Annotated in this window: 17 protein-coding genes and 1 tRNA gene; 4 read left to right on the top strand and 14 right to left on the bottom strand. The window is 38.8% G+C overall.

Annotated elements, in window-relative coordinates:
* Positions 1-169: 169 nt before the first annotated feature.
* The 5 genes from HMPREF3263_RS03835 to HMPREF3263_RS03815 are packed head-to-tail and all read right to left on the bottom strand — an operon-like array spanning position 170 to position 6,924.
* Positions 170-1,021 (bottom strand): DUF4435 domain-containing protein, encoded by an 852-nt coding sequence (locus HMPREF3263_RS03835; protein WP_070852995.1) that lies wholly within the window; start codon positions 1,019-1,021, stop codon positions 170-172.
* Positions 1,002-2,138, bottom strand: a complete 1,137-nt coding sequence (locus tag HMPREF3263_RS03830; protein WP_070852994.1) for an AAA family ATPase — start codon at positions 2,136-2,138, stop codon at positions 1,002-1,004. Before HMPREF3263_RS03830 ends, HMPREF3263_RS03835 begins: the two co-directional genes overlap by 20 nt.
* 32 nt (positions 2,139-2,170) lie before the next feature.
* The gene (hrpA, locus tag HMPREF3263_RS03825; RefSeq protein WP_070852993.1) at positions 2,171-6,085 is read right to left on the bottom strand and encodes an ATP-dependent RNA helicase HrpA; all 3,915 of its coding nucleotides are present in this window, start codon (positions 6,083-6,085) and stop codon (positions 2,171-2,173) included.
* A 2-nt stretch (positions 6,086-6,087) separates the two neighbouring features.
* On the bottom strand, positions 6,088-6,471 hold the full coding sequence (locus HMPREF3263_RS03820; protein WP_070852992.1) for a DUF423 domain-containing protein: 384 nt from the start codon (positions 6,469-6,471) through the stop codon (positions 6,088-6,090).
* On the bottom strand, positions 6,472-6,924 hold the full coding sequence (locus HMPREF3263_RS03815) for a DUF441 domain-containing protein (RefSeq protein ID WP_070852991.1): 453 nt from the start codon (positions 6,922-6,924) through the stop codon (positions 6,472-6,474).
* Between the two features lie 163 nt (positions 6,925-7,087).
* Between HMPREF3263_RS03815 and HMPREF3263_RS03810 the strand changes: the two genes are divergently transcribed.
* Complete coding sequence (locus HMPREF3263_RS03810) at positions 7,088-8,995, top strand: monovalent cation:proton antiporter-2 (CPA2) family protein (protein ID WP_005696438.1); 1,908 nt, start codon at positions 7,088-7,090, stop codon at positions 8,993-8,995.
* 31 nt (positions 8,996-9,026) lie between these two features.
* Here HMPREF3263_RS03810 and rlmKL read toward each other — a convergent pair whose 3' ends face one another.
* The 4 genes from rlmKL to mltA all read right to left on the bottom strand — a co-directional run bounded on the left by rlmKL (position 9,027) and on the right by mltA (position 14,497).
* A complete protein-coding gene (gene rlmKL, locus HMPREF3263_RS03805) occupies positions 9,027-11,162 on the bottom strand; it encodes a bifunctional 23S rRNA (guanine(2069)-N(7))-methyltransferase RlmK/23S rRNA (guanine(2445)-N(2))-methyltransferase RlmL (protein WP_005696439.1) in 2,136 nt (711 codons plus the stop codon).
* A 292-nt stretch (positions 11,163-11,454) separates the two neighbouring features.
* A complete protein-coding gene (gene znuA / locus HMPREF3263_RS03800) occupies positions 11,455-12,441 on the bottom strand; it encodes a zinc ABC transporter substrate-binding protein ZnuA (RefSeq protein WP_005697211.1) in 987 nt (328 codons plus the stop codon).
* A gap of 167 nt (positions 12,442-12,608) precedes the next feature.
* Positions 12,609-13,370, bottom strand: a complete 762-nt coding sequence (gene tcdA, locus HMPREF3263_RS03795; RefSeq protein ID WP_005697204.1) for a tRNA cyclic N6-threonylcarbamoyladenosine(37) synthase TcdA — start codon at positions 13,368-13,370, stop codon at positions 12,609-12,611.
* Positions 13,370-14,497, bottom strand: a complete 1,128-nt coding sequence (gene mltA / locus HMPREF3263_RS03790) for a murein transglycosylase A (RefSeq protein WP_005697233.1) — start codon at positions 14,495-14,497, stop codon at positions 13,370-13,372. Before mltA ends, tcdA begins: the two co-directional genes overlap by 1 nt.
* 191 nt (positions 14,498-14,688) lie before the next feature.
* Between mltA and HMPREF3263_RS03785 the strand changes: the two genes are divergently transcribed.
* Positions 14,689-14,765: transfer RNA gene (locus tag HMPREF3263_RS03785), tRNA-Met, on the top strand.
* 58 nt (positions 14,766-14,823) lie between these two features.
* Here HMPREF3263_RS03785 and HMPREF3263_RS10945 read toward each other — a convergent pair.
* From HMPREF3263_RS10945 to metC, 5 genes are all read right to left on the bottom strand, one after another.
* Positions 14,824-15,702 (bottom strand): TonB-dependent receptor domain-containing protein, encoded by an 879-nt coding sequence (locus HMPREF3263_RS10945; protein WP_371113372.1) that lies wholly within the window; start codon positions 15,700-15,702, stop codon positions 14,824-14,826.
* 64 nt (positions 15,703-15,766) lie between these two features.
* Complete coding sequence (locus HMPREF3263_RS03780; RefSeq protein WP_370447716.1) at positions 15,767-18,052, bottom strand: TonB-dependent receptor plug domain-containing protein; 2,286 nt, start codon at positions 18,050-18,052, stop codon at positions 15,767-15,769.
* A gap of 240 nt (positions 18,053-18,292) precedes the next feature.
* Positions 18,293-18,799, bottom strand: coding sequence for a DUF2301 domain-containing membrane protein (locus HMPREF3263_RS03775; RefSeq protein WP_005696444.1), 507 nt, complete (start codon positions 18,797-18,799; stop codon positions 18,293-18,295).
* Positions 18,800-18,872: 73 nt separating this feature from the next.
* Positions 18,873-20,228: a UDP-N-acetylmuramate:L-alanyl-gamma-D-glutamyl-meso-diaminopimelate ligase gene (gene mpl / locus HMPREF3263_RS03770; protein WP_049370782.1), complete on the bottom strand. Its 1,356-nt coding sequence runs from the start codon at positions 20,226-20,228 to the stop codon at positions 18,873-18,875.
* Between the two features lie 91 nt (positions 20,229-20,319).
* The gene (gene metC / locus HMPREF3263_RS03765) at positions 20,320-21,510 is read right to left on the bottom strand and encodes a cystathionine beta-lyase (RefSeq protein WP_070852990.1); all 1,191 of its coding nucleotides are present in this window, start codon (positions 21,508-21,510) and stop codon (positions 20,320-20,322) included.
* A gap of 141 nt (positions 21,511-21,651) precedes the next feature.
* Between metC and HMPREF3263_RS03760 the strand changes: the two genes are divergently transcribed.
* Positions 21,652-22,254, top strand: coding sequence for a peroxiredoxin C (locus HMPREF3263_RS03760; RefSeq protein ID WP_070852989.1), 603 nt, complete (start codon positions 21,652-21,654; stop codon positions 22,252-22,254).
* 92 nt (positions 22,255-22,346) lie between these two features.
* Positions 22,347-22,904 (top strand): CDP-diacylglycerol--glycerol-3-phosphate 3-phosphatidyltransferase, encoded by a 558-nt coding sequence (gene pgsA / locus HMPREF3263_RS03755; protein WP_014065087.1) that lies wholly within the window; start codon positions 22,347-22,349, stop codon positions 22,902-22,904.
* Positions 22,905-23,089: the final 185 nt, after the last annotated feature.

Below are 23,089 nucleotides of genomic sequence, written 5' to 3'. Positions count from 1 at the left end.
AAGAGCAACTTACCAACAACCCGCAAAGTAAGAAAATAAGCTATATCAAGTTATGGATAAAACAACCACACTTTTATACTAACAATACTGACACGAGTTTCTCAAGTATTCCCCTAAAATTGCGAACACAAGCACGCTTCAAAAGACGCGTGCTTTCAATATAGAAACTCTATTGAAGGTGGCCTATAATATAGCCATAAAGATCCGTTTCTTTAAAACAATTAGATTCATACCCCATTCTCATATTTTCCTCTAAATGCTCAGGACTTATATTTGTATTATTCGATAAACTTTTAAACAATATAGCAAGAATATTTACAAAGTCATGACCATTACATAGATGCCTATAATCGAAGTCATTATAATTAAGCTGCGAATATTCACGCAGTATATAATCTCTTGAACAGTAGTCTGGCACCCTATTGCTACGCTCTAGTATAAAATCAACAAAAAATTCAATATCAAAACAAATATCAGAACCTGAAAAGCTTATAAATTTAGAAAAATTCATCCCCTTAAAATTAAGGTTTATTTCTTTATTTCTATAATTAATAAGTCGCACCATACCAATTTGAGAACAAATAAATCTTATTCTCAGCTCAAACTTATCATATATAGCTTTAACATCTACATCATGATTACGAGAAATAATGTATTCACAAAAAATCTTATATAAACAATTACTATCTATAAAAAACATTTCAACATCGTGAAAATCAGTTAAATAAATATTATCATAAAACTTATTATCTATATGATCAAAATCAGCATCGCAAACACCAAATACTTTATCCAATCCTTTACTTAATAAATAATTTGTAGATTCTATTACCTCAGATTTCCCTGAATATACACTAAAAAAAGATATTTTATCTGAAGAAAAATGCTTATTAAAAAATTTAACATCAGTAATCCCCTCTAATAAAACAAAAAACTTATCTCTATACCCAATAGACTTACTGATTAATAGAATTTCATTACATTTATCAAACTTATCTAAACTATTTAATATCCCCACCATTTTCTCCTAAAACACAAGCTTGATCTAACAAATCGTAAGTCCAATCCCAATGCGAACCAATAATCGTTGGTGAATGAGTTGATATAATTATATTTTCAAATAAATTTATTTTATTTATTTTTAAGATTGTATCAATAAATCTCTTCTGCCAAGCAACATGTAGCGATATTTCTGGCTCATCAATTAATACAACATCATTTCCCTTTGATTTAAAAATTAAATTAAAAAGTATAACTATCTGATTTTTTTCTCCTGATGATAAAAGTCTATAATCTATTTTATCCCCGTTAGAACTTATAAAACAAAAACCATCCTGTCTATTAAAGCTTATTTTTTTAAATGATAATACAGACTCATTTATAACATCCTCAAATATTTTTATCTTTGTATACAAATTTTCTATTGGATCTAACTTTAACAACATATCATCGATATATAATTTTAATAACACAAGGTCTTCATTCTTAATAATTCCTTCATTAAAAGAGTTATGAACTATAGTTTCAACAGGAACTAAATTATAGTTAGAATATTTCAATAATCGACTTTGAACGCCAATCAATCTCTGCTTTAAATTATCGATAGAAGTACTAACTCCTTCACTAATAGAGTTAGAGAACCTTAAAAGAAAATCACTATCTAACTCAAATGCCACCTTAGCATAATTTGCTTGAGCACTGTTCATAAATCCACATAGTTCTAAAGCACACTCTCTAATTAAATCTTTACCCTCAGAAATTCTTTGATCTTTTATAAAAATACAAGACATGTTTTTATAATACGATAATCTAGAGCTTTGAGTTGGCTCTATATATTTATTTAATAAATCACTAGAATAATTTAAAGGCTCTTGAATATCGTTTATTTTGACTACAAAAGAACGATTAAACTTATCAATCTTAATATCAAAATCACTAAACTTTAACTCAATAGAATAAAAATTAAGATCATAAAAATAAGATAAATTATTAGTTAATACTGAGTTTATAATATTTAATAATACTGTTTTACCATATCCATTTGGTCCTGTTATTATTAAAATCTCAGAGCTATCAAATTTGATGTGGTAATCTAAAATACCAAATAGCTTAGTTACCTTTAGTTCTATAAGTTTCATATTTTCCTCTAGTTCAATTAAACTTAAACGTTCTACACCATCATTGTAATAAAATTCAAAATCCGTTTATCCGACACCTGATATTTCGTGCCTAATTGCTGCGCAAATAAACTCACACGCAATTCCTCAATCATATAGCGAATTTCCGCAATTTCATCAGAAATCGGTTTGGATTTTGGTAGTTTAGCCAGTAATTGTTGGTAAGCTTGTTGCACTTGTTCCACGCGTAGCATCGCAGCACGATCTCGATTCACATCTTGAGCCAGTTTATCGATACGTTTATCAATGGCTTGCAAATAGCGCTGTAAATCTGGTAGGCGATCATAACCGCTCTTTTGCACAAAACCTGGATAAATCAATCCGCTTAACTGCGCCTTAATATCGGAAAAGGCAAAGGCCATCGTGAAATCCATTTTGCCTTTTAAACGTTGGTTCAAGGCATGATTAAGGGAGAGAATTTGCTCCACTTTCTGCGCAATATCCACGGTCACTTCGTTAAGGTTTTCTCGAACAAAATCACGCAACTTTTCAAAACCTGCTTCATCCCACACAAACCCGCCAAAATCGGCAATCAGCTTATCCACCGCACAAGCGATACAATCGTCGATCAAATCCAACACACGACCGAACGGGGTAAAATACAGCCCCAATTTAGCTTTATTCGGCAATTTTTCATGCAGATATTTAATCGGTGACGGTACATTGAGCAACAATAAGCGGCGCAGACCTTGTTGCATCGCCACCGCTTGCTCAAACTCTGTTTCAAACAGTTTGATACCTACGGCATCTTTTTCATCTACAATGGCCGGAAACGCTTTGACGCTAAAGCCACGTTGTTTTTGTTCATAACATTGTGGTAAATCTGCAAAACTCCAAATATGCAGCCCGCTTTGCTCAATGCCATCATCTGCCACAGCAGAAATACTTTCCTGCACACGATCTTTTAAGTTGAATTTCAGCTCATCCAAATTCATGGATTCGGCAATTTTCTTGCCGTTTTCATCCACCACACGGAAAGTCATTTTCAAATAGCTTGGAATTTGTTCCCAATTCCAATGTTCCGCTTCTACGGTAACGCCCGTCATACGACGTAATTCATAAATTAGCGTATCCAATAATGGCTTTTCCAACGGTACGGCACGACTTAAAAAAGCTTGAGCATAATTAGGTGCGGGCACGAAGTTACGACGATAAGATTTCGGCAGAGATTTAATCAGCGCAATCACCAATTCTTCACGCAAACCTGGAATTTGCCAATCAAAGCCGGTCATTTCCACTTGATTGAGCAATGGCAACGGAATATGAACCGTCACGCCGTCTGCATCGGTACCCGGTTCAAATTGATACGTCAGTTTGAGTTTCAAATTGCCTTGATGCCAGAAATTCGGGAAATCCAGCTTGCTCACCTGTTCCGCATCATCATTAATCAAGAATGAGCGTTCAAAATTAAGCAATTCAGGATCTTTTTGCTGCGCTTTTTTCCACCAGGTATCAAAATGTTTTTGGGAAACCACTTCCGTACCAATACGCTGATCGTAAAATTCAAAAAGCGTACGGTCATCCACCAAAATATCGCGGCGGCGGCTTTTGTGTTCCAACTTCTCTACTTCTCGAACGAGTCGTTGATTTTCTTTGAAGAATTTATGTTTGGTATTCCAATCCCCTTCCACTAAGGCTGATTGAATAAAGAGCTCGCGGCTTATCGTCGGATCAATAGAACCGTAATTCACTGGTCGCGCAGCCACAATCGGCACACCGTAAAGCGTGACTTTTTCATCAGCAATCACGGCACCACGGGATTTCGACCAACGTGGTTCGGAATAGGATTTTTTAATTAAATGCTCGGCAAGTGGCTCAATCCATTCTGGCTCGATTTCCGCCACCATACGCCCCCAAAGTTTGGAGGTTTCCACTAACTCTGCCGCCATCACCCATTTCGGTTGTTTTTTGAAAAGCACAGAATTGGGGAAAATCGCAAAATGGGCATTATGCGCGCCAAGATATTGTTGTTTTTCCGCTTCTTTTAAACCGATATGAGAAAGCAAGCCGCTTAAAAGTGCGGTATGAATTTGCTGATATTCGGCTTTTTCGGAATTAATCGGTAAGCCCATTTCACGCACGGTTAAACGAATTTGATGATAAATATCCTGCCATTCACGAATACGTAAATAATTTAAGAAATCCTTTTGGCATTGACGACGGAATTGGTTTTTACTCAATTCTTTTTGTTGTTCTTGTAGGTAACGCCAAAGATTGAGGAAAGCCAAGAAATCTGATTTTTTATCGGCAAAACGACGATGTTTTTCATCGGAAGCTTGCTGTTTTTCTTGTGGGCGCTCGCGCGGATCTTGAATAGATAAAGCAGCGACAATAATCATCACTTCATGCAACGCACCTTGTGAAACAGCGGTCAGCAACATCTTCGCTAAACGAGGATCCACAGGGAGTTGCGATAATTGACGACCTACTGCCGTTAATTGACGTTTCTCGCCTGATTTGGTGCGAACCATTTCAAACGCCCCCAATTCTTCCAACAGTTTTATCCCATCTTGAATATGGCGTTTATCTGGGGCATCCACAAATGGGAAAGCTTCAATATCATCCAAACCCAATGCCGTCATTTGCAAAATAACAGAGGCTAAATTGGTGCGTAGAATTTCAGGATCGGTAAACTCTGGACGAGAATTAAAATCTTCTTCCGAATATAAACGAATACAAATCCCTTCGCTCACACGACCACAACGACCTTTACGCTGATTAGCCGATGCCTGTGAAATGGGTTCAATCGGTAAACGTTGTACTTTGGTGCGATAGCTATAACGGGAAATACGCGCTGTACCTGGGTCAATCACATATTTAATGCCCGGCACGGTCAATGAGGTTTCTGCGACGTTGGTCGCTAATACAATACGATTTAAACCGCTTGGATGGAAAATTTTATTCTGTTCTTGCGCAGACAAGCGAGCAAAGAGCGGTAGAATTTCCGTGTGTTTTAGATTTTGTTTTTGTAAGGCTTCGGCGGTATCGCGAATTTCTCGCTCACCGTTCATAAAGATCAAAATATCGCCACGACCTTCCGCCTGCAGTTCATCTACTGCATTGAGAATGCCTTGTAGCTGATCTTGATCGTCTTCTTCCACTACGGGACGATAACGCACTTCAACAGGATAGGTTCTGCCCGACACTTCAATGATCGGTGCATTATTAAAATGTTTGGAAAAGCGTTCCACATCAATAGTTGCGGAAGTGATGATAAGTTTCAAATCACGGCGACGTGGCAACAGCTGTTTCAGATAACCGAGAATAAAATCGTTGTTTAGGCTTCGTTCGTGGGCTTCATCAATAATCAAACAAGAATATTGATTAAGGAAACGATCGTTTTGAATTTCTGCTAACAGGATCCCGTCAGTCATCAACTTGATTTGCGTATCATCACTGATTTGATCGTTAAAACGGACTTTATAACCGACTAATCCACCAAGCTCCGTTTTCAACTCTTCAGCAATACGCGCTGCAACTGAACGAGCAGCAATACGGCGTGGCTGAGTATGACCAATCATGCCCAAATTGCCAAAACCTAACTCCAAACACATTTTCGGCAATTGAGTGGTTTTACCTGAACCGGTTTCCCCCGCCACGACGATCACTTGATGCTCGGAAAGCAGTTTTTCAATTTCTGCTTTGTGTTGGCTAACGGGCAAACTCTCTGGAAAAATGATGGGATTTTGCACCGCACTTTTACGATTTTCTACACGTAATTGAGCCTGTTCAATCTGCAGCTGAATTTCAGCAGCAACGGCTTGTTGAGCCTCTTGGCTTTTAATTTTTCCAATCCCATGAATTCGGGCAGATAAACGACGTTGATCCACCAGCATGATATCCTTAAGTTTTGCAAAGAGAGATTGTTGTATCGGGTTTAATTCACGTTTGACTGATTTATTCTTCATATCTATTTACTTTTAACACCACCGTAAGCCAAGCAAAGCCAACCAATTAAAAATAACGTTCCGCCAATTGGTGTTACCCAAACAAGGAATTTGCCTACACCAAGAGCGAGCGCATAAAGACTGCCGCTAAAAAGAAGAATGCCGTACGCCCAACTCCCTGCAGCGAAATTAGCCATTTTATTTGTAACCAGTGATTCACGGCACAATTGCAAAATACCAATCGCTAAAATTGCAATGGTGTGGAACATTTGATATTTCACACCGGTTTCAATCCAGGCTAATTCTTTAGGTTCTAAAACTTTACTTAATCCGTGGGCGGCAAACGCGCCAATTGCCACACATAACAAACCGCTTAGCCCAGCGATAAATAACCATTTGTTTTTCATCTAAAATTTTCCTACTAATATCGCTAAAATACCGGCGGCGATAAGTGGACCTACCGGAATGCCGCCTAAGAAAGAAACCCCAATAATCGTACCAATTAATAATCCAGTGACTAAAACAGGTTGTTCTCCCATTAATGGCACCCCTTTCCCTGCAAGCCATGCCACTAATGCCCCAATTAAAATAGAGACACCCATTTTCCAGTTTAAAAATGAACTGAGATCAGGCAGTTGGATTTTTCCTGAGACTAACGGCGCAAGCACACCAATCGTTAAAATAATGATCCCAATTTTTATCCCGTATTGTTCGAGTATGGGAATATATTTGGATAATAAGGTTTGCTGCATGATTAATAGCACTGCAGCGGAGATGGTGATTGCGCTATTTTGACTCATTAAGCCTAAAACGATTAAGAAAACCAATAATAACGCTATCATATTGAATTGTAATGACATAATACCTCTAAAGTGCGGTCAAAACACAGACTATTTTACATGTAAAGTTTTTGTAAATTATACCAATTTCTCGCTTTTCTGTGTTTTTTATTTATCCAAAAAAGGCTAGAATATAAGTCAACTTTCTTCTCATACTCCCTGTTTTTACTAAGGTTTTTACCCTATGTCGAATGTTGTCAGCCCTGAATTGATTAAAACCGTTGTTCTACTTGCTACCAGTGTGACCATCGTGCCACTTTTTAAGCGCATTGGCTTAGGTAGCGTATTAGGTTATTTAGTAGCGGGCTGTTTAATTGGTCCTTCAGTGTTTGGTGTGGTAGAAGATGCTGAATCAGTTCTCCATATGGCGGAACTGGGCGTGGTGATGTTCTTATTCATTATCGGTTTGGAAATGCACCCCGAACGTTTATGGGCGATGAGAAAAGCAATTTTCGGGCGAGGTTTTCTACAAGTAGGGTTATGCGGCGCACTACTCACCTTTGCCGGTATCTATATTTTAAATCTTCCAAAAGAAGTGGCGTTTATTGCAGGCATGGGCTTTACCCTTTCTTCCACAGCCATTGTGATGCAGGTATTAGAAGAACGCTGTATTACAAACACACCCAAAGGTCAACGTGTTATTTCTACCTTAATTTTTGAAGATTTATCCATTGTGCCATTATTGGCATCCATCGCCTTTTTAACGCCCGAAACAACGCACATTGAACACCAAACTAACTGGACATCCATTGCCGTTGCGCTAGGTGCCGTTGTGGGGTTAGTCGTTGCGGGTAAATGGTTAATGAATCCAATTTTCCGTTTAATTTCCAAAGCCCATATTCGCGAAATGATGACAGCAGCCGCGTTGCTTGTAGTCTTAGGCGCGGCATTAGCCATGGAAGCAAGTGGCCTTTCAATGGCGATGGGCGCCTTTGTTGCTGGCGTAATGCTTTCAGAATCTGCATTCCGTCACCAATTAGAAGCCGATATTGAACCTTTCCGTGGTCTATTGCTTGGTCTCTTCTTCATGGGCGTGGGAATGTCACTTGATTTAACCTTGGTATTCCATAATGCACTTTGGTTATTAAGCATAGTATGTCTTTATATCATTGGCAAAGCCTTAGCCGTTTATACCGTCGCACGAATTACAAAACTTGACCGAAAAGAATCAGTTGGACGAATGACTATCATGGCGCACGGTGGTGAATTTGCATTCGTACTCTTCTCAGCTGCGACCACTGCAGGCGTGATGACAAAAGATCAAAATGCAACCTTTACCGCTGCAGTGATTATTTCGATGTTATTCTCCCCATTGATAGGTTTATTAATGCGTAAAATCAACCAACGCAAATCAGCAAATCAAGAGGAAAAAATCGATACTAGCGATCTCGATCCAATTGTGGATTTAGAAGATAGCGTGCTCGTAATTGGTTTTGGTCGTTTCAGCCAAATCGTCTGTCAATCACTTCTTGTTCGTGGCATTAACGTATCGGTGATTGACCGTAACATCGAAAATATTCGTGCGGCAGCTAAATTTGGTTTTAAAGTTTATTACGGTGATGGTATTCGTCTTGATGTATTACGCACTGCCGGTATCGAAAAAGCTAAATGTGTCGTCATTGGGATTAATGATACACAACGTATTGAAAACATCGTTCAGAATTTGAAAGATGCTTATCCGAAACTCCCTATTTTGGCGCGAACTTATGACCGCAGAACAACCGTGAATCTTATCAAGCAAGATGTGGACTTTATTGTACGTGAGACCTTTGAGTCTGCCCTCACGCTCAGTCATGCAACACTAATGCAATTAGGTATCAATAAAATTGAAGCTGACGAGGTCATTGCAGAAGTTCGTTACTTAGACCAGGAAAGGTTGAATGAAGAAGTTTTACATGGTTTTTCAACAGACATCATCCGAAAATATTGGATGCCCAAACCCTTCATAAAACCACATTCTGATGCCGAAGCATTAAATGAAGAAACAGCTGAAATTTTAGAAAAAGAAGATGATACTAATGATGATGAAACGGCGATTGAAACCCTTCTTCACGATGATTCAGAAACCGAAAAACAAAAAGAAGTTGAATAACAAAAAGCCCGATCACTATCGGGCTTTTTTATTAGGCTTTCATGGTCACAATCCAGCAATTATGGATTTGTTTGTTACGTTCAAAATCAAGCGGTAATGTTTTCGCTGAAATTTCGACCGCACTTAGTCCCAGCTCATCTAACGTCTCAAAATCCATTTTAAAACCACGTTTATTATTTGAGAACACGATGGTGCCGTTAGGACGTAAAATACGTTTGAGATTACGCATTAATTTGATGTGATCACGTTGAACATCCCAGCTGTCTTCCATACGTTTAGAATTCGAGAATGTTGGCGGATCCACGAAAATCAGATCAAACTGACGATCGCATTTTTCTAACCATTGTAAGCAATCAGCTTGGATGAGTTTGTGCTGTTTGCCTTCAATATCATTTAAAATCAGGTTTTGCTCTGCCCAGTTTAAATAGGTGTTAGACATATCCACGGTCGTTGTTGATTTTGCCCCACCTAATGCTGCATGCACTGTTGCAGAACCGGTATAAGCGAAAAGATTGAGGAAATCTTTACCTTTTGCCATTTCACCAAGCATTTTACGGGTTAAACGATGATCTAAGAATAATCCTGTATCCAAGTAATCTGTTAGATTCACCCAAAGCTGTGCGCCGTATTCATTTACATAGAAATATTCGCCTTTATTGGCCAATTTTTCATATTGATTGGTGCCTTTTTGTTTTTGACGGACTTTCAAAATCAGTTTATTGGTTTCAATTCCAGTGACTTGTAAGGTTGCAGTCACTGCATCCAATAAACGCTGACGCGCTTTGTTTTCATCAATATTTTTCGGTGCGGCATACTCTTGCACCACAATATGATCGCCATAACGATCCACCGCTACGTTATATTCCGGTAAATCAGCATCATATAAACGATACGCATCAAGGCCTTGCTGTTTCGCCCATTTTTCAATTTTCTTGATATTTTTCTGTAAGCGATTCGCAAAATCTACCGCTACCGTTGAAGTGCGGTCAAATTCAAGCGGATTTTCAACCGAACTTTCTTTACGCTCAGAAATTTGATAATTCTTCTGAACACAATCTAACGGACCGTTTTTCGCTTTAAATTGACGATGAGAACGCATACGCAAGCAATCAAGCAACGTAGATTCACTACTAAAAATCGACGCATTCCAACCACCAAATTCATTTTTAAGGCGTTGTCCAAAGACTGAATATAGTGCAATCAAAGCAGGAGTTGTACCTAAACGCTCACCATAAGGCGGGTTACAAATCACCGTTCCCACTTCATCTGGACTTGGATTTTTTAATGCGGCAACATCACCTTGTTTCCACTGAATTAAATGTGCCACACCTGCATTTTGTGCATTCTTTTGCGCTTTTTTCAGTACGCGATGATCGAGATCGAAGCCATAAAAATGCGGTTTTAGATTTTGATTAAAATAAGTTTCAGCTTGCTGTGCCGCTTCTGCTTTGACCTTATCCCAAGCATCTTGATTATGCCCTTTCCAGCAATCAAAGCCCCAATGTAAACGATGTAATTGCGGTGCAATTTGTGCTTCCATCTGCGCGGCTTCAATTAGCAAGGTGCCCGAACCGCACATTGGATCCACTAAAGGTGTCCCTTTTTTCCAACCTGAACGAAGCACAATCGCGGCAGCTAAGGTTTCACGTAAAGGCGCTTGGCCTGTATCTTCGCGATAACCTCGTAAATGTAATGCTTCACCACTTAAATCGAGTGAAACGACAAGCTCTTCTTTATTCAAATAAGCATGAATTCGAATATCTGGATAGTTTTTATCCACATTTGGACGCGCTTTCCCTTGACGTTCAAAATAATCCACAATGGCATCTTTCACACGCATCGCACCAAATTGGGTATGGCGAATTTCTTGGTTTGTCCCGTTGAAATCAACAAAAAATGTAACTTTCTCATCAAAATAACTTAACCAATCTTGCCCTGTCACAATTGAATACAAGTCTAAATCACTATATACCTTGCCATTTACAATCGGTAACAAAATACGTGAAGCTAAACGTGACCATAATAAACTGCGATAAAGTGCTTCATCATCAGCCTGAAAATGTACGCCGCCTTGTGCAATTTTACATTCCGTTGCACCAAGCTCAGTTAGTTCGACTTTTAAGAGTTCTTCAAAACCACGGGCAGTTGTGGCAAATAGTTGTTTCATGCGTTTTCTCGGTAGGGAAAAATTGGGCGGATTATAGCATAGTTTTAATTAGGATTTCGCCTAAGGCGACCTACTTTTCTTTGCTTGTGCAAAGCAAAGTAGGCAAAAGAAAACACACCCCAATTAAATCGCTAATCCTCATTCTTTTTCAATTTTCTTTACAGAAATTTTCGAACTCGCTTCGCTCAAACAAGCGAAAATTTCTTAAAAATTGAAAATTATTCGGGCGATTTAGATGGGGGTAATAAAAAAACAGCCTTAAAGGCTGTTTTTAAGATAAAAGCAAATTAGATTATTTACTTAAACATTGAGCATAGCTATCAGCGGTGGCTTGAAGGAAATTCGCATAAGAATTTGGACCAAGCTGTACGTTATCGCCAATAGGATCTAAACGACCCACATTAACTTTTGTACTTTGCGCTAGCGAATCAATTACTTTTGGTGTGAATTGAGGTTCAGCAAAAAGACAATTTACATGGTGTTCTTCAATCTCTTCTTTGATGTGAGCAATGGTTTTTGCACCTGGTGCTACTAATGGATTAATGGTGAAATAACCGGTTTGATTTAAACCATAAGCATCGTTGAAATAGCTATAAGCGTCATGGAACACAAAGAAACCTTTATCTTTGAGTGGGGCTAATTGTGCTTTGATTTTCTCGCTTTGCTCAGTCAAAGTGTGGTTAAAATCAGCTAAGTTTTTCGCAATGAGCTCTTTTTTATCCGGATGTTGTTCCGTTAATTTATCCGCCACTTTTTGTGCCACAATTTGGCTGATGGCTGGTGAATACCATAAGTGCCAGTTTACGCTTAACCCATTTTCATCCACATCGTGGTGATGATGCTCATGGTCATGACCATGTTCGTGCTTATGATCGTGTCCATGTTTATGATCATGGTCGTGCTCATGTTCATCGCCTTCATGATAATGTTCATGATGGACTTTACTTAAAAGTGGTTTAATTTCTGGAATATCAGAAATATTAATGACTTTTTTACTGTCAATTTGGCTAATTGGTTTTGCTAAGAAAGCATCGATATCTTCACCAACCCAAAGCACCAAATCTGCCGATTTCACTTTTTGCACATCTGAAAGTTTTAAGCTGTAATCATGTGGAGAAGCACCTGCCGGCACTAAAACCTGTGTATCTGTTACACCGTTTGCAATAGACGATGTAATAAAACCGAGCGGTTTCACGGATGCCAATACATCTGCATTTGCCATCATTGGAAGCGCTAAAAGTGCGGTAGAAATTGCACTCATTTTTAATACTTGTTTCATGTTTGTTTCCTTACTTTTATTGGGAATTATTCTCAAAGCCAACATAGACTACGCCTTTTTGATAAAATTGCAACATTCCAACTAAAAAAATGAAGTGATATTTCTTCATCTTGTTAAATACTTTCATTCATAAAGAAAAAGCAACGTTTTCACGTTGCTTCATTTCTTTATTTTAATAACTTATCGATTACCCGAGAAACCGCAAAAAAGCCAAAGGTTGCGGTTATCATGGTTGCAGCACCAAAGCCATTTGCACAATTCATGGTGGCGGATACTTCACATCCCTCGCCCATTTTAGGGAAAATCAGAGATTGGCTGGAAAACACCGCATCAACTGCAAACTTACGTTGTGGATTTTGAGTAAAATTGAAATCCTTGCGTAAAACTGACCGCACTTTCGCCAATAATGGATCTTGGATCGTTTTACTTAAATCAGCAATTTGGATTTTCGAAGGATCAGTCTGACCACCTGCTCCACCAATAGTAATAATTTTGATCTTATTACGTTTACAATAGGCAATCATCGCTGCTTTCGTTTTCACGCTATCAATAGCATCAATGACATAATCATAGCCACGATTTAAGTATTCGGCTTGATTATCCGGTGAGATGAAATCATCAATGATATTCACCACACATTCTGGATTAATCAGCTTAACGCGCTCGGCCATCACTTCCGTTTTAAGCTTGCCAATATTGCCGCTTAACGCAGGAAGCTGACGGTTAATATTGGTCACACAAATGTCATCCATATCAATCATAGTGATCTGCCCTACGCCGCTTCGTGCAAGCGCTTCCACCACCCACGAACCTACGCCGCCAATACCAATGACGCACACATGAGCCTGACGCAAGCGTGCCAAGCCTTCTGGTGTGTAAAGGCGACCAATGCCGCCAAAACGTTGTTCGTAGTTATCGACACGAGCCATTATTGTAGTACCCAAACGCGTCCATAGTGTTTTGATAACCCCGCAATATGACCTGCTTGATCGCCAATACCTCGGTATAAGTCAAAGTGGTGACCATTTACCGCACCACCCACATCAAGTGCCACCATTAAGTGTAATTTGTGTGTACCCATCCAGTTACCATCATTATCAATATCCGGTACTTCAACTAATAATACGGTTCCAGAAGGAATGACATTACGGTCAGAAGCGACGGCAGCCATTGGCACTAAAGGCACACCAGCAGAACCTTTCACTTTACCTGTCGGATCGTTTTTAAAGAAAACATAAGATGGATTACGTTCTAACAATTCTCGTACTCGAGATGGGTTTGCTTTCCCCCATTCACGAATCGCTTGGATAGACATTTTTTCTTTTGGAATTTCACCATCTTCTACTAACAAACGACCAACAGCTTGATATTTATAGCCATTTTGGCCAGCATAGGCTAAATAATTTAAATTGCCGTCACCGTAATCAACATAGCCACTACCCTGCACGCCTAATAAGAAGTTATCCATCATTGAATCACTGTAAGCGAGCTCTAAGCCTTGTCCAGCCAATGCACCATTATAAATTTCTGCACGGCTATAACGTTTATAGCTTGGCATCGCATAAATTGGATGTTGATATTGGCCTTGTGCAGTACGGCGAGCATGGATAACCGGTGAGTAATAACCTGTCATCAACACGTTTTGATAACCATCGAAACCTTTCATAATCTGTGGGTTAATGCCGTATTGTGCTAATTCATTCACATTAGCCCCTGCAAGTACCCAGTTAGTGATTTTGCCATAATTCGCCGCAAAGCGATTTGTTAATGAATTTGAATAATCACGAACATTCGTCAACTGCGTTAAAAAATCACCTTGGTTGACGACCGCACTTTTGTTCTCCACGGATGCCACTGGACTTAAAATAGCTTGTTGATAACTACGTCCATTATACTTTGCCCCAAATTTTTGAGGATCGTCTCCTGTCGCAGTACGCGGTAAGCTAGAATTATTTTTTGAAGAGACTTTACTTGGTGCTGAACCACATGATGCAAGCACTGAAACTGCCGCCATCACAGAGAGAATTTTTACGGCGAGATTTTGACGAAATTTCATTCTTATTTTCCTAAATTAAACTAACTAATACAAAGTTGCATACGCTATCAAAAATTCCCTTTTAGGACTAGCACTATTTCATAAAATGATTAATTAATATTCACATTGTTTATTTTCTTAACAAACGGAAAGTCAAATTCAGTTTAAATCTTGCAATAATTTTTGAAACGAGTATATTACGCGCCGTCAGACGCGGGGTGGAGCAGCTTGGTAGCTCGTCGGGCTCATAACCCGAAGGCCGTCGGTTCAAATCCGGCCCCCGCAACCAAATTATAAAGCACCGAAATTTCGGTGCTTCTTTGTATTCTAAGTGACTATTTTCTATTCTAGAACGTCGCCGTCAAGCCCAATTTAATCGTTCTCCCCGGTGCAGGCATAGATGAACGAGTCATTGGATCAAGATAATAACGATCGGTTAAATTTGTCGCAGACAATGACAGTGCAAGATTCTCATTCACTTTGTAATTCATATAAGCATCAACCAAGAACACCGGCTGCCAACGTGGGTTGTTATTGCTATTGGCAAACCAACCGGCATCACGCAAGGATTTATTGCGGGTTTCTTTTACATTGGTGTGATACACCATTCGCGTGCCAACTTCTAATCGTTCATCTAAGAAACGTACACCAAGATTTGAGGTAATGCTGTATTTCGGCAAAATGGCATTTTTTAAGTAGCCGTTTTCATTACCACCATTAACACATTCGGGATAGGCTTTAAATGTGTGTATATCACCCGTACTACCAACATCTCGAATTGCTGAACTTTTATCGCAGAATTTATTTTTGATGTTGTAGCTAATACCGATATCACCGAAGATGCGACCTTGATCATAACGAGCGGATAATTCTATACCTTCTAAAATCCGTTTATCAAACTGCTTCATCTCATAATTAATATCACGGTCAAAAATATTTTTCGTGGTATTTTTGTACCAATTTAGGCGAATATCCGCACGGCGTAAACTTGGGAAGAAACCACGTAAATCATGTACATAGCCCACTTCAATATTTTTGCTGTGTTCCGGTTTACGTTTATAAAGCGGCGTGAGAATATCAATGGAATAGCCAATAGTATCTTCAAAAATACTCGGCATACGTTTGGTTTCATCATAGCGCACATAAATTCTGGCGTTATCACTTAAAAATGCGGTAGCACTAAAGGAAGGTGCCCAAGCGTGATCTTTACGCTCTGCCTTTTTCATTTTTTCCCACTGTTCTTTAGTTATTGGTGTTTTTTCTGGCGAGCCAGAAAAATCAGCACCAATGTCATATAAATAATCTTCTTTCCCAGTTTGTGGATGTATTACTTTTTTTTTCTAACATTTCTTTTGTAATGCGTCCATCCTTAAGCGGAAAATGCTCAACAGAAAAATTACCGTATTCGTCCCGTTCCCAATAAATAGTTTGCGTTGCTGATTCATCCCATTGTGCATCGTTTTGGCCAAGTATGGCATGAGCCTCATTTTCTTCTTCTGTTGATTCTGTATAGCCATGTGCATAAATATAGTTAGATTGATTATTAACCCACTGTTCAAATTCGGATGAGTCATAGTCTGGTTTTGGATAAAGTTCTTCAAATTCATTATACAATTTTGTATATAATTTAGACTTTCTTTCATAGTTTAAATAGTTTTGCGTGAGTTCAGGACTAACTTGTTTTAACTTTTTCACGATAAATGGAATTCGTGATTCGGTTAATACCTCTTCCTGTTTTAAGTTTGCAATTTTTTCCTGCAAACCGCGATCTTTAGATTTGTAATGGGTATATTTCACCCCAGCAGTCAGTAATAACCAATCGGTTGGTGAATATTCAAATTTGAAGCCTGCATTAAATTCATTTCGGTTGCCTTTTCGATTTCCTGAACGAGCTGAGTTTGATACTCGGCAAATACCATGTAAATCGCCCTCCACACAAGTAAGATTTCCCCCTTCCGTTTTATCATCAGTGTCGTATTGATTAAATGCAGTAAGTTGATATTTATCCCAAAGCTCATAAACATTGGTACTGTCTAAAGTTTCACGACGGTAATTTGTCATAATGCTTAAACGAAGTTTTGGACTTAGTTCCGTGACATTGCTAAAGGTTATTCCCATATGATTATCACGGGCAAATTGCACTTGAGCGGGTTGAGTATTAAAAATCCCATCAATATTTTTAAATTTAGGATTTTTCATATATTCTTTTACTTTATTATGAAAAATTTCATAAACGCGATCTTGTGCGCGTTTACGTTCAGCAGGATCTTCTATCTGATCCAAATCATAAGCTTTATCACCGATCTCATCAGCCAGTTGGTGGTACGCTTCATTTCCAAGTGATTGCGTTTCATAATCGCTAAAAAGCACATCGCCAGGTGAGCCGCCCGATGTATTAGTTGCCGTATCATTTTTTACTGCCCAGACACCTATCTTTAAATCAAGCCATTTGTTATCCGGCGGGTTATAGGAAAACTCAACATTACCTGTTTTTTGTTTTACATCTGCTAGTGGCCATTGGGTGACGGTATTACGTGCAGAATAGTTATAGCCAAGTCGGGAAGGCATTATGTCACCATAATTTATTCGCGTGTCTCGGAAGTTCGCAGAAAGTGAAGCATGTTTATTAAAGTGGAATTTACCCTTTAATAACCAAGATCGGCTTTCATAAGATGTATTTGGTACTTCTTCACCCGGTTTATAAATTCGAGCAATGAGTGGAATATAAGGGTCATCGGAGTTTTTATCTAAATTAAGCGGGCCGGTTGTTCCTTCACCGTATTTTTTCCCTCCCCGTTTACCGGCAAAATAATTCCCTTTTTTACGATAAGCATACGCCCCTAAGACTTCATAACCATCATCTTTTGCTGCTAACGCCAAACGTACAGCATTATCGTGTAAAGGTTTATTTCTGCCTTTTTTTCGTGGGCTAATCCGATCATCATCTTTAAAATACAACGCCCATTCACCTAATTCGGCACGCCCATCTGGTGCAACAAGTCGATAATCCTGACCGATGGGAATACCTTCATAAGGACGAGCCTTAATGGAATTGTCGGCGGTCTCCGTTTTAAGTTCAATACCCCATTTTTGGCCCGGTTTGATAATATCGTCAGGATTTAAAGTGGTCATACGAATCGTGCCTGACGCCCCGGAGCGTAAAGTGCGGTCTAAATTAGGGCCTTTTTCCACATTCACTTCACTCACTAAGAATGGATCAAGATAGTTACGATTACTTACACCGGAATAACCGCGCCAAATGGTAATCGCCTGTTCAGTATCATCAACTAATACAGGAATCCGCCCTTGTCCCCAAGAACTACGAATAATAGGATCAATCGCACCTCCATTACGCGCATCGCCACTATAGACGCCTGTAATACCACTTAATAAATCAGATACAGATTGAGAATGATAAGTTTCAATTTCTTTTTTGCTTTTATATTCAGTGACATTATTTTTACTATAAACCTCATCTTTACCTGCTAATGTCTTACTTTCTGCCGTTGCACTAACATTAATGGTTTCCAATTGATTTATTTCTTCCGCCTGGGCTCCTAAAGGGACTATCCCCATAAAGGAAAAAAGCAATAAAGTTACGGTAGTATAATTTTTGTTTGAGTCATCCATCTCTATCCCTCTTAATATAATAAAAATAATTATCATTATTATACGCGTGATGATTTTAAAAACCTATTAAATAACTCAGGTTTATATTAAAAATGAGAAGAAGATCACAATTTTAATTTTTGTAGAATACTCAAAAAAATAAAGGCACAATGTCATGAAACATTATGCCTTTATCCATCAATCTTATTAGATTTGATACTTTGTCTTATCGCCGATATCAAAGTGTAATGGCATTCGCCATTTTTGAACCGCAAGAATCAATAATAACCCGCCGACAATCAACGATAAAATTCGGGCAATCCAACTACCTTCAAATACCCAAGCAAGCCAAAGTGCAGCGACAAATGCGGGTTGTAAATTTAACAACGGTACTCTAAAACAGAAATATTCTTTAAAACATAAACTGCCAAGTGTTACCAGTGCCCCCCCCAGTGCCAATTCATGCCAACCTAAAAGCGCACATAATAGTGCAAGCCATGTAGCAAATTGGAATGTTAAGCGGTAATGTTTTAAATAGATATGAAGAGACGAAGCACAACAAGTTGCCGCAATCAACACGGCAATTTGAGCCTGTTGAGGATACCAAGTTAAAGCGAAAATACTAAATGCCGCAATAACAAAGCCTGTGCGATAAATAATGACAGTGAGTTTATCCCAAATATCCATTGGAGATTTAATATGTGGATCAGCCATGTGATTTCCTTATTTTTGATGATAAAAGTGCAGTAAAAAACACGCTCATTTTTGACCGCACTTTAAACCAAGATTATTTTAATCGATCTAAAATCTTTTGATGAATGCCACCAAAGCTACCGTTTGACATCACAAGAATGTGATCCGTTGGTTTCGCTTCAGCCACAATCATATCGACTAATTTATCAACGCTTCCAGTGTAATGTGCCGGTTGAACACATTGTCCCGCAATTTCAGCCACATCCCATGGAATATTATCTGGTTGTAGCATAAATACGGCATCGGCACGTCCCAGTGCAGGGGCAATTTCATCTTTATGTACGCCCATTTTCATCGTGTTTGAACGAGGCTCTAATACAGCAAGAATACGTACGCCACCGCCTACTTTATCGCGTAACGCAGTGAGTGTCGCCAGAATGGCTTCTGGATGGTGAGCAAAGTCATCATAAACCGTAATACCGTTTACTTCACCCTTCACTTCTAAACGACGTTTTGCATTGATAAAACTGCCTAATGCCTGACATGCATCTTCAATTTTGACGCCTGCATGGTAAGCGGCTGCAATCGCCATTAAAGCATTGTGCATATTATGCTGTCCGACAATATTCCATTTCACTTCAGCGACTTTTTCACCGTGATGGAATACGGCAAATTCAGAACAATCATTGGTAATACGTTCCGCAAACCATTCTTTACCTTTACCGATTAATTGCTGTTCTGACCAACATCCCATATTGAGGGTTTCTTTTACGCTCTGTTCATCTGCAAAAGAAAGAACGCGTCCTGTAGAAGGAATGGTTCGGATCATATGATGGAATTGACGCTGAATCGCGTGAAGATCATCGAAGATGTCCGCATGATCGAAGCTGATATTGTTTATAATCAAGGTTTTCGGATTGTAATGTACAAATTTAGAACGTTTATCAAAGAACGCCGTATCATACTCATCCGCTTCAATCACGAAGAACTCATTCTCCCCTAAACGAGCAGAGGTACCAAAATTCCCTGCAATACCACCGATTAGAAAACCTGGTTTTAGCCCATTTTGTTCTAAAATCCAAGTCAACATGCCCGTTGTTGTGGTTTTACCATGTGTACCTGAAACCGCTAATACCCAACGATTACGTAACAAATGGTCGTGTAACCATTGCGGACCTGATGTGTAAGGCAAGGCATTATCTAAAACATATTCCACGCAAGAATTACCACGCTTCATGGCATTTCCAACAATCACCATATCTGGCGCAGGTTGAAGTTGAGCTACATCATAATTAGGAATAATTTCAATGCCCTGTTCTTGTAAAAAAGTACTCATCGGTGGGTAAACATTGGTATCGGAACCCGTTACTTTATAGCCCATTTGTTTGGCAATCATCGCAACACCACCCATAAAGGTCCCGCAGATGCCTAAAATATGAATATGTTTCATTGTTCTTCTCTAGTTGCTAAAAATGCTGACTATGATAAATCAACTCAAAGATTGAGTAAATAAGGGCTGTTTACATAAACAGCCCTCTTTCTTATTTGATTCGGTCAAAGCCCGCTTGAAGATCGGCAATTAATTCATCTGTGTCTTCAAATCCAATATGCACTCGAATTAATGAACCTGTTAATTTACGCTCAATAGCTGGGCGAATTTTCGCAATTTCTTCTGGTTGATTACATAAAATGAGTGATTCAAACCCGCCCCAAGAATAAGCCATTGTGAAAAGATCAAAATGATCCATAAAGTCGGAAAGCTCTTCATCGTTTAAACGTTTATGTAATTCGAAAGAGAATAAACCGCTTGCGCCGGTAAAATCACGTTTAAAGTTTTCATGGCCTGGGCAACTTGGTAACGCAGGATGATACACTGCTTTAACTTGTGGTTGTTCACTTAACCATTTGGCCACTTTTAAACTACTTTCATGATGTTGTTTTAATCTCACACCTAAGGTGCGAATGCCACGAGCCGTCGTATAGGCAGAATCAGCATCAACCATTTGCCCCATTAAATAGGAATGTTCGCGCAATTTATCCCAAGTACGCGCATTAGCCACAGCAGTACCAATCATAATATCAGAATGCCCCACTAAATATTTGGTCCCAGCTTGAATAGAAATATCAATACCGTGTTCTAGCGCTTTGAATAGTACACCTCCTGCCCATGTATTATCGATCATAATGACGATTTCAGAGCTCACTGCTCGAACCGCTTTAACAATCGTGGGGATATCAGGCACTTCCATCGTTAAAGAACTTGGAGATTCTAAAAATAAGACTTTCGTATTTGGCTGCACGAGTTTGGCAACATCTGCGCCTATCATGGGATCATAATAGGTCGTATCAATATGCATTTTTTTCAAAATTACATTACAAAAATCTTGTGTCGGCTCATAGGCTGCCCCTGTCATTAAGACATGATCGCCTGTTTCCACAAAGGATAAAATAGCATTTGTTACCGCTGCGGCCCCGCAAGGATAAAGATAACAGCCTGCGCCCCCTTCCATTTCACACATTAAATCTTGAAGTGCAAAATGCGTTAACGTGCCACGGCGTCCGTAGAAAAGCTCTCCTTTGTAACGATTTTTTGTACAATGTTTTTTATCTGCAATAGTCTCAAATACTAAAGAAGATGCACGTTGAACCACGGGGTTAACTGAGCCTTGACTAAAACGTTTTTTACGCCCAGCATGAACCAGTGTGGTCGATAAGGTATGATGTTCTGACATATATTTCACCTGTAACTTAGACAATATTAATTAATTCAATAGATAAAAACAGCTGTTAAAGTGCGGTTAATTTTCTTAAAATAATCGGCGACTTTTTGCATCCGCAAAATTTTTATTAACTTTCATATAGGAATTATGACTATGGTATTAGTAACTCGTCAAGCTCCAGATTTTACTTGCGCTGCAGTTTTAGGCAACGGAGAAATCGTTAATAACTTCAATTTCAAGAAACACATCAATGGTAAAGCGGCAGTATTATTCTTCTATCCATTAGACTTTACTTTCGTTTGCCCATCTGAGTTAATCGCATTCGACCACCGTTACGAAGAGTTCAAAAAACGTGGTGTTGAAGTTGTTGGTGTATCTATCGACTCAGAATTCACTCACAATGCATGGCGTAATACCCCAACTGAAAACGGCGGTATCGGTGCAGTTAAATATGCGTTAGCTGCAGACGTTAAACACGAGATCGCTAAAGCATACGGTATCGAACACCCTGAAGAAGGTGTTGCACTACGTGGTTCTTTCTTAATTGACAAAAACGGCGTTGTTCGTCACCAAGTGGTTAATGACTTACCATTAGGTCGTAACATTGATGAAATGTTACGTATGGTAGATGCGTTACAATTCCACGAAGAACACGGTGAAGTTTGCCCTGCTCAATGGGAAAAAGGCAAAGAAGGTATGAAAGACAACCCAGAAGGCGTTGCTAAATACTTGAAACAAAACGCTGACAAACTTTAATTTTTAAGAAAAAGCCACATTAAGTGGCTTTTTTTATTTTTGTAGATCCTTTAGAATGAGCGTATCTTTAACCAAAGTGCGGTTATTTTTTTATGAAATATAATATTCCTATTTTTCTGACGATTCTCCGAGTGATTTTAATCCCATTCTTCGTCGTGGCATTTTATTTACCAATCCCTTCTGCACCTTTTATTACAACGCTCATTTTCTTTATTGCCGGTGTCACCGACTGGTTTGATGGCTATCTCGCACGAAAATTAAAACAAACAACCCGTTTCGGTGCTTTCCTTGATCCTGTAGCTGATAAAGTGATGGTTATTACCGCACTTGTATTAATTGTAGAATATCAACATTCTTTTTGGATTACCATTCCAGCGATTATTATGATTTCTCGTGAAATCATTATTTCTGCTTTACGCGAATGGATGGCTGAATTAGGTGAACGTAATAAAGTGGCCGTTTCATGGCTTGGAAAAGTGAAAACCACCTCTCAAATGCTAGCTTTAGGTGGATTACTCTGGCGATATAATGTGTATATGGAAACGCTGGCAATTATATTGCTCTATTTAGCTGCGATTTTAACGGTTTGGTCAATGCTCCAATACTTAAAAGCAGCAAAAGGCAGTTTGTTAGATAACATTGAATTATAGAATTGACTAAATTTTAAATAAAAGGTGCGGTTATTTTAATCGCACTTTTTATTTTTGAATTATTTTTAACCAATCAAAAACTTTTTTTACGAATTTTATTTGACACAATGAGATAAATCCGTAAAATACGCCCCGTTGTTTGGTAACAAGCAAACGCGGGAATAGCTCAGTTGGTAGAGCACGAC

The sequence above is a fragment of the Haemophilus sp. HMSC61B11 genome (assembly GCF_001838615.1).
Classification (GTDB): Bacteria; Pseudomonadota; Gammaproteobacteria; order Enterobacterales; family Pasteurellaceae; genus Haemophilus_D; species Haemophilus_D parainfluenzae_AD.
The sequence above is the reverse complement of the archived record's forward strand: the minus strand, read 5'-3'. Positions and strand labels throughout refer to the sequence as shown.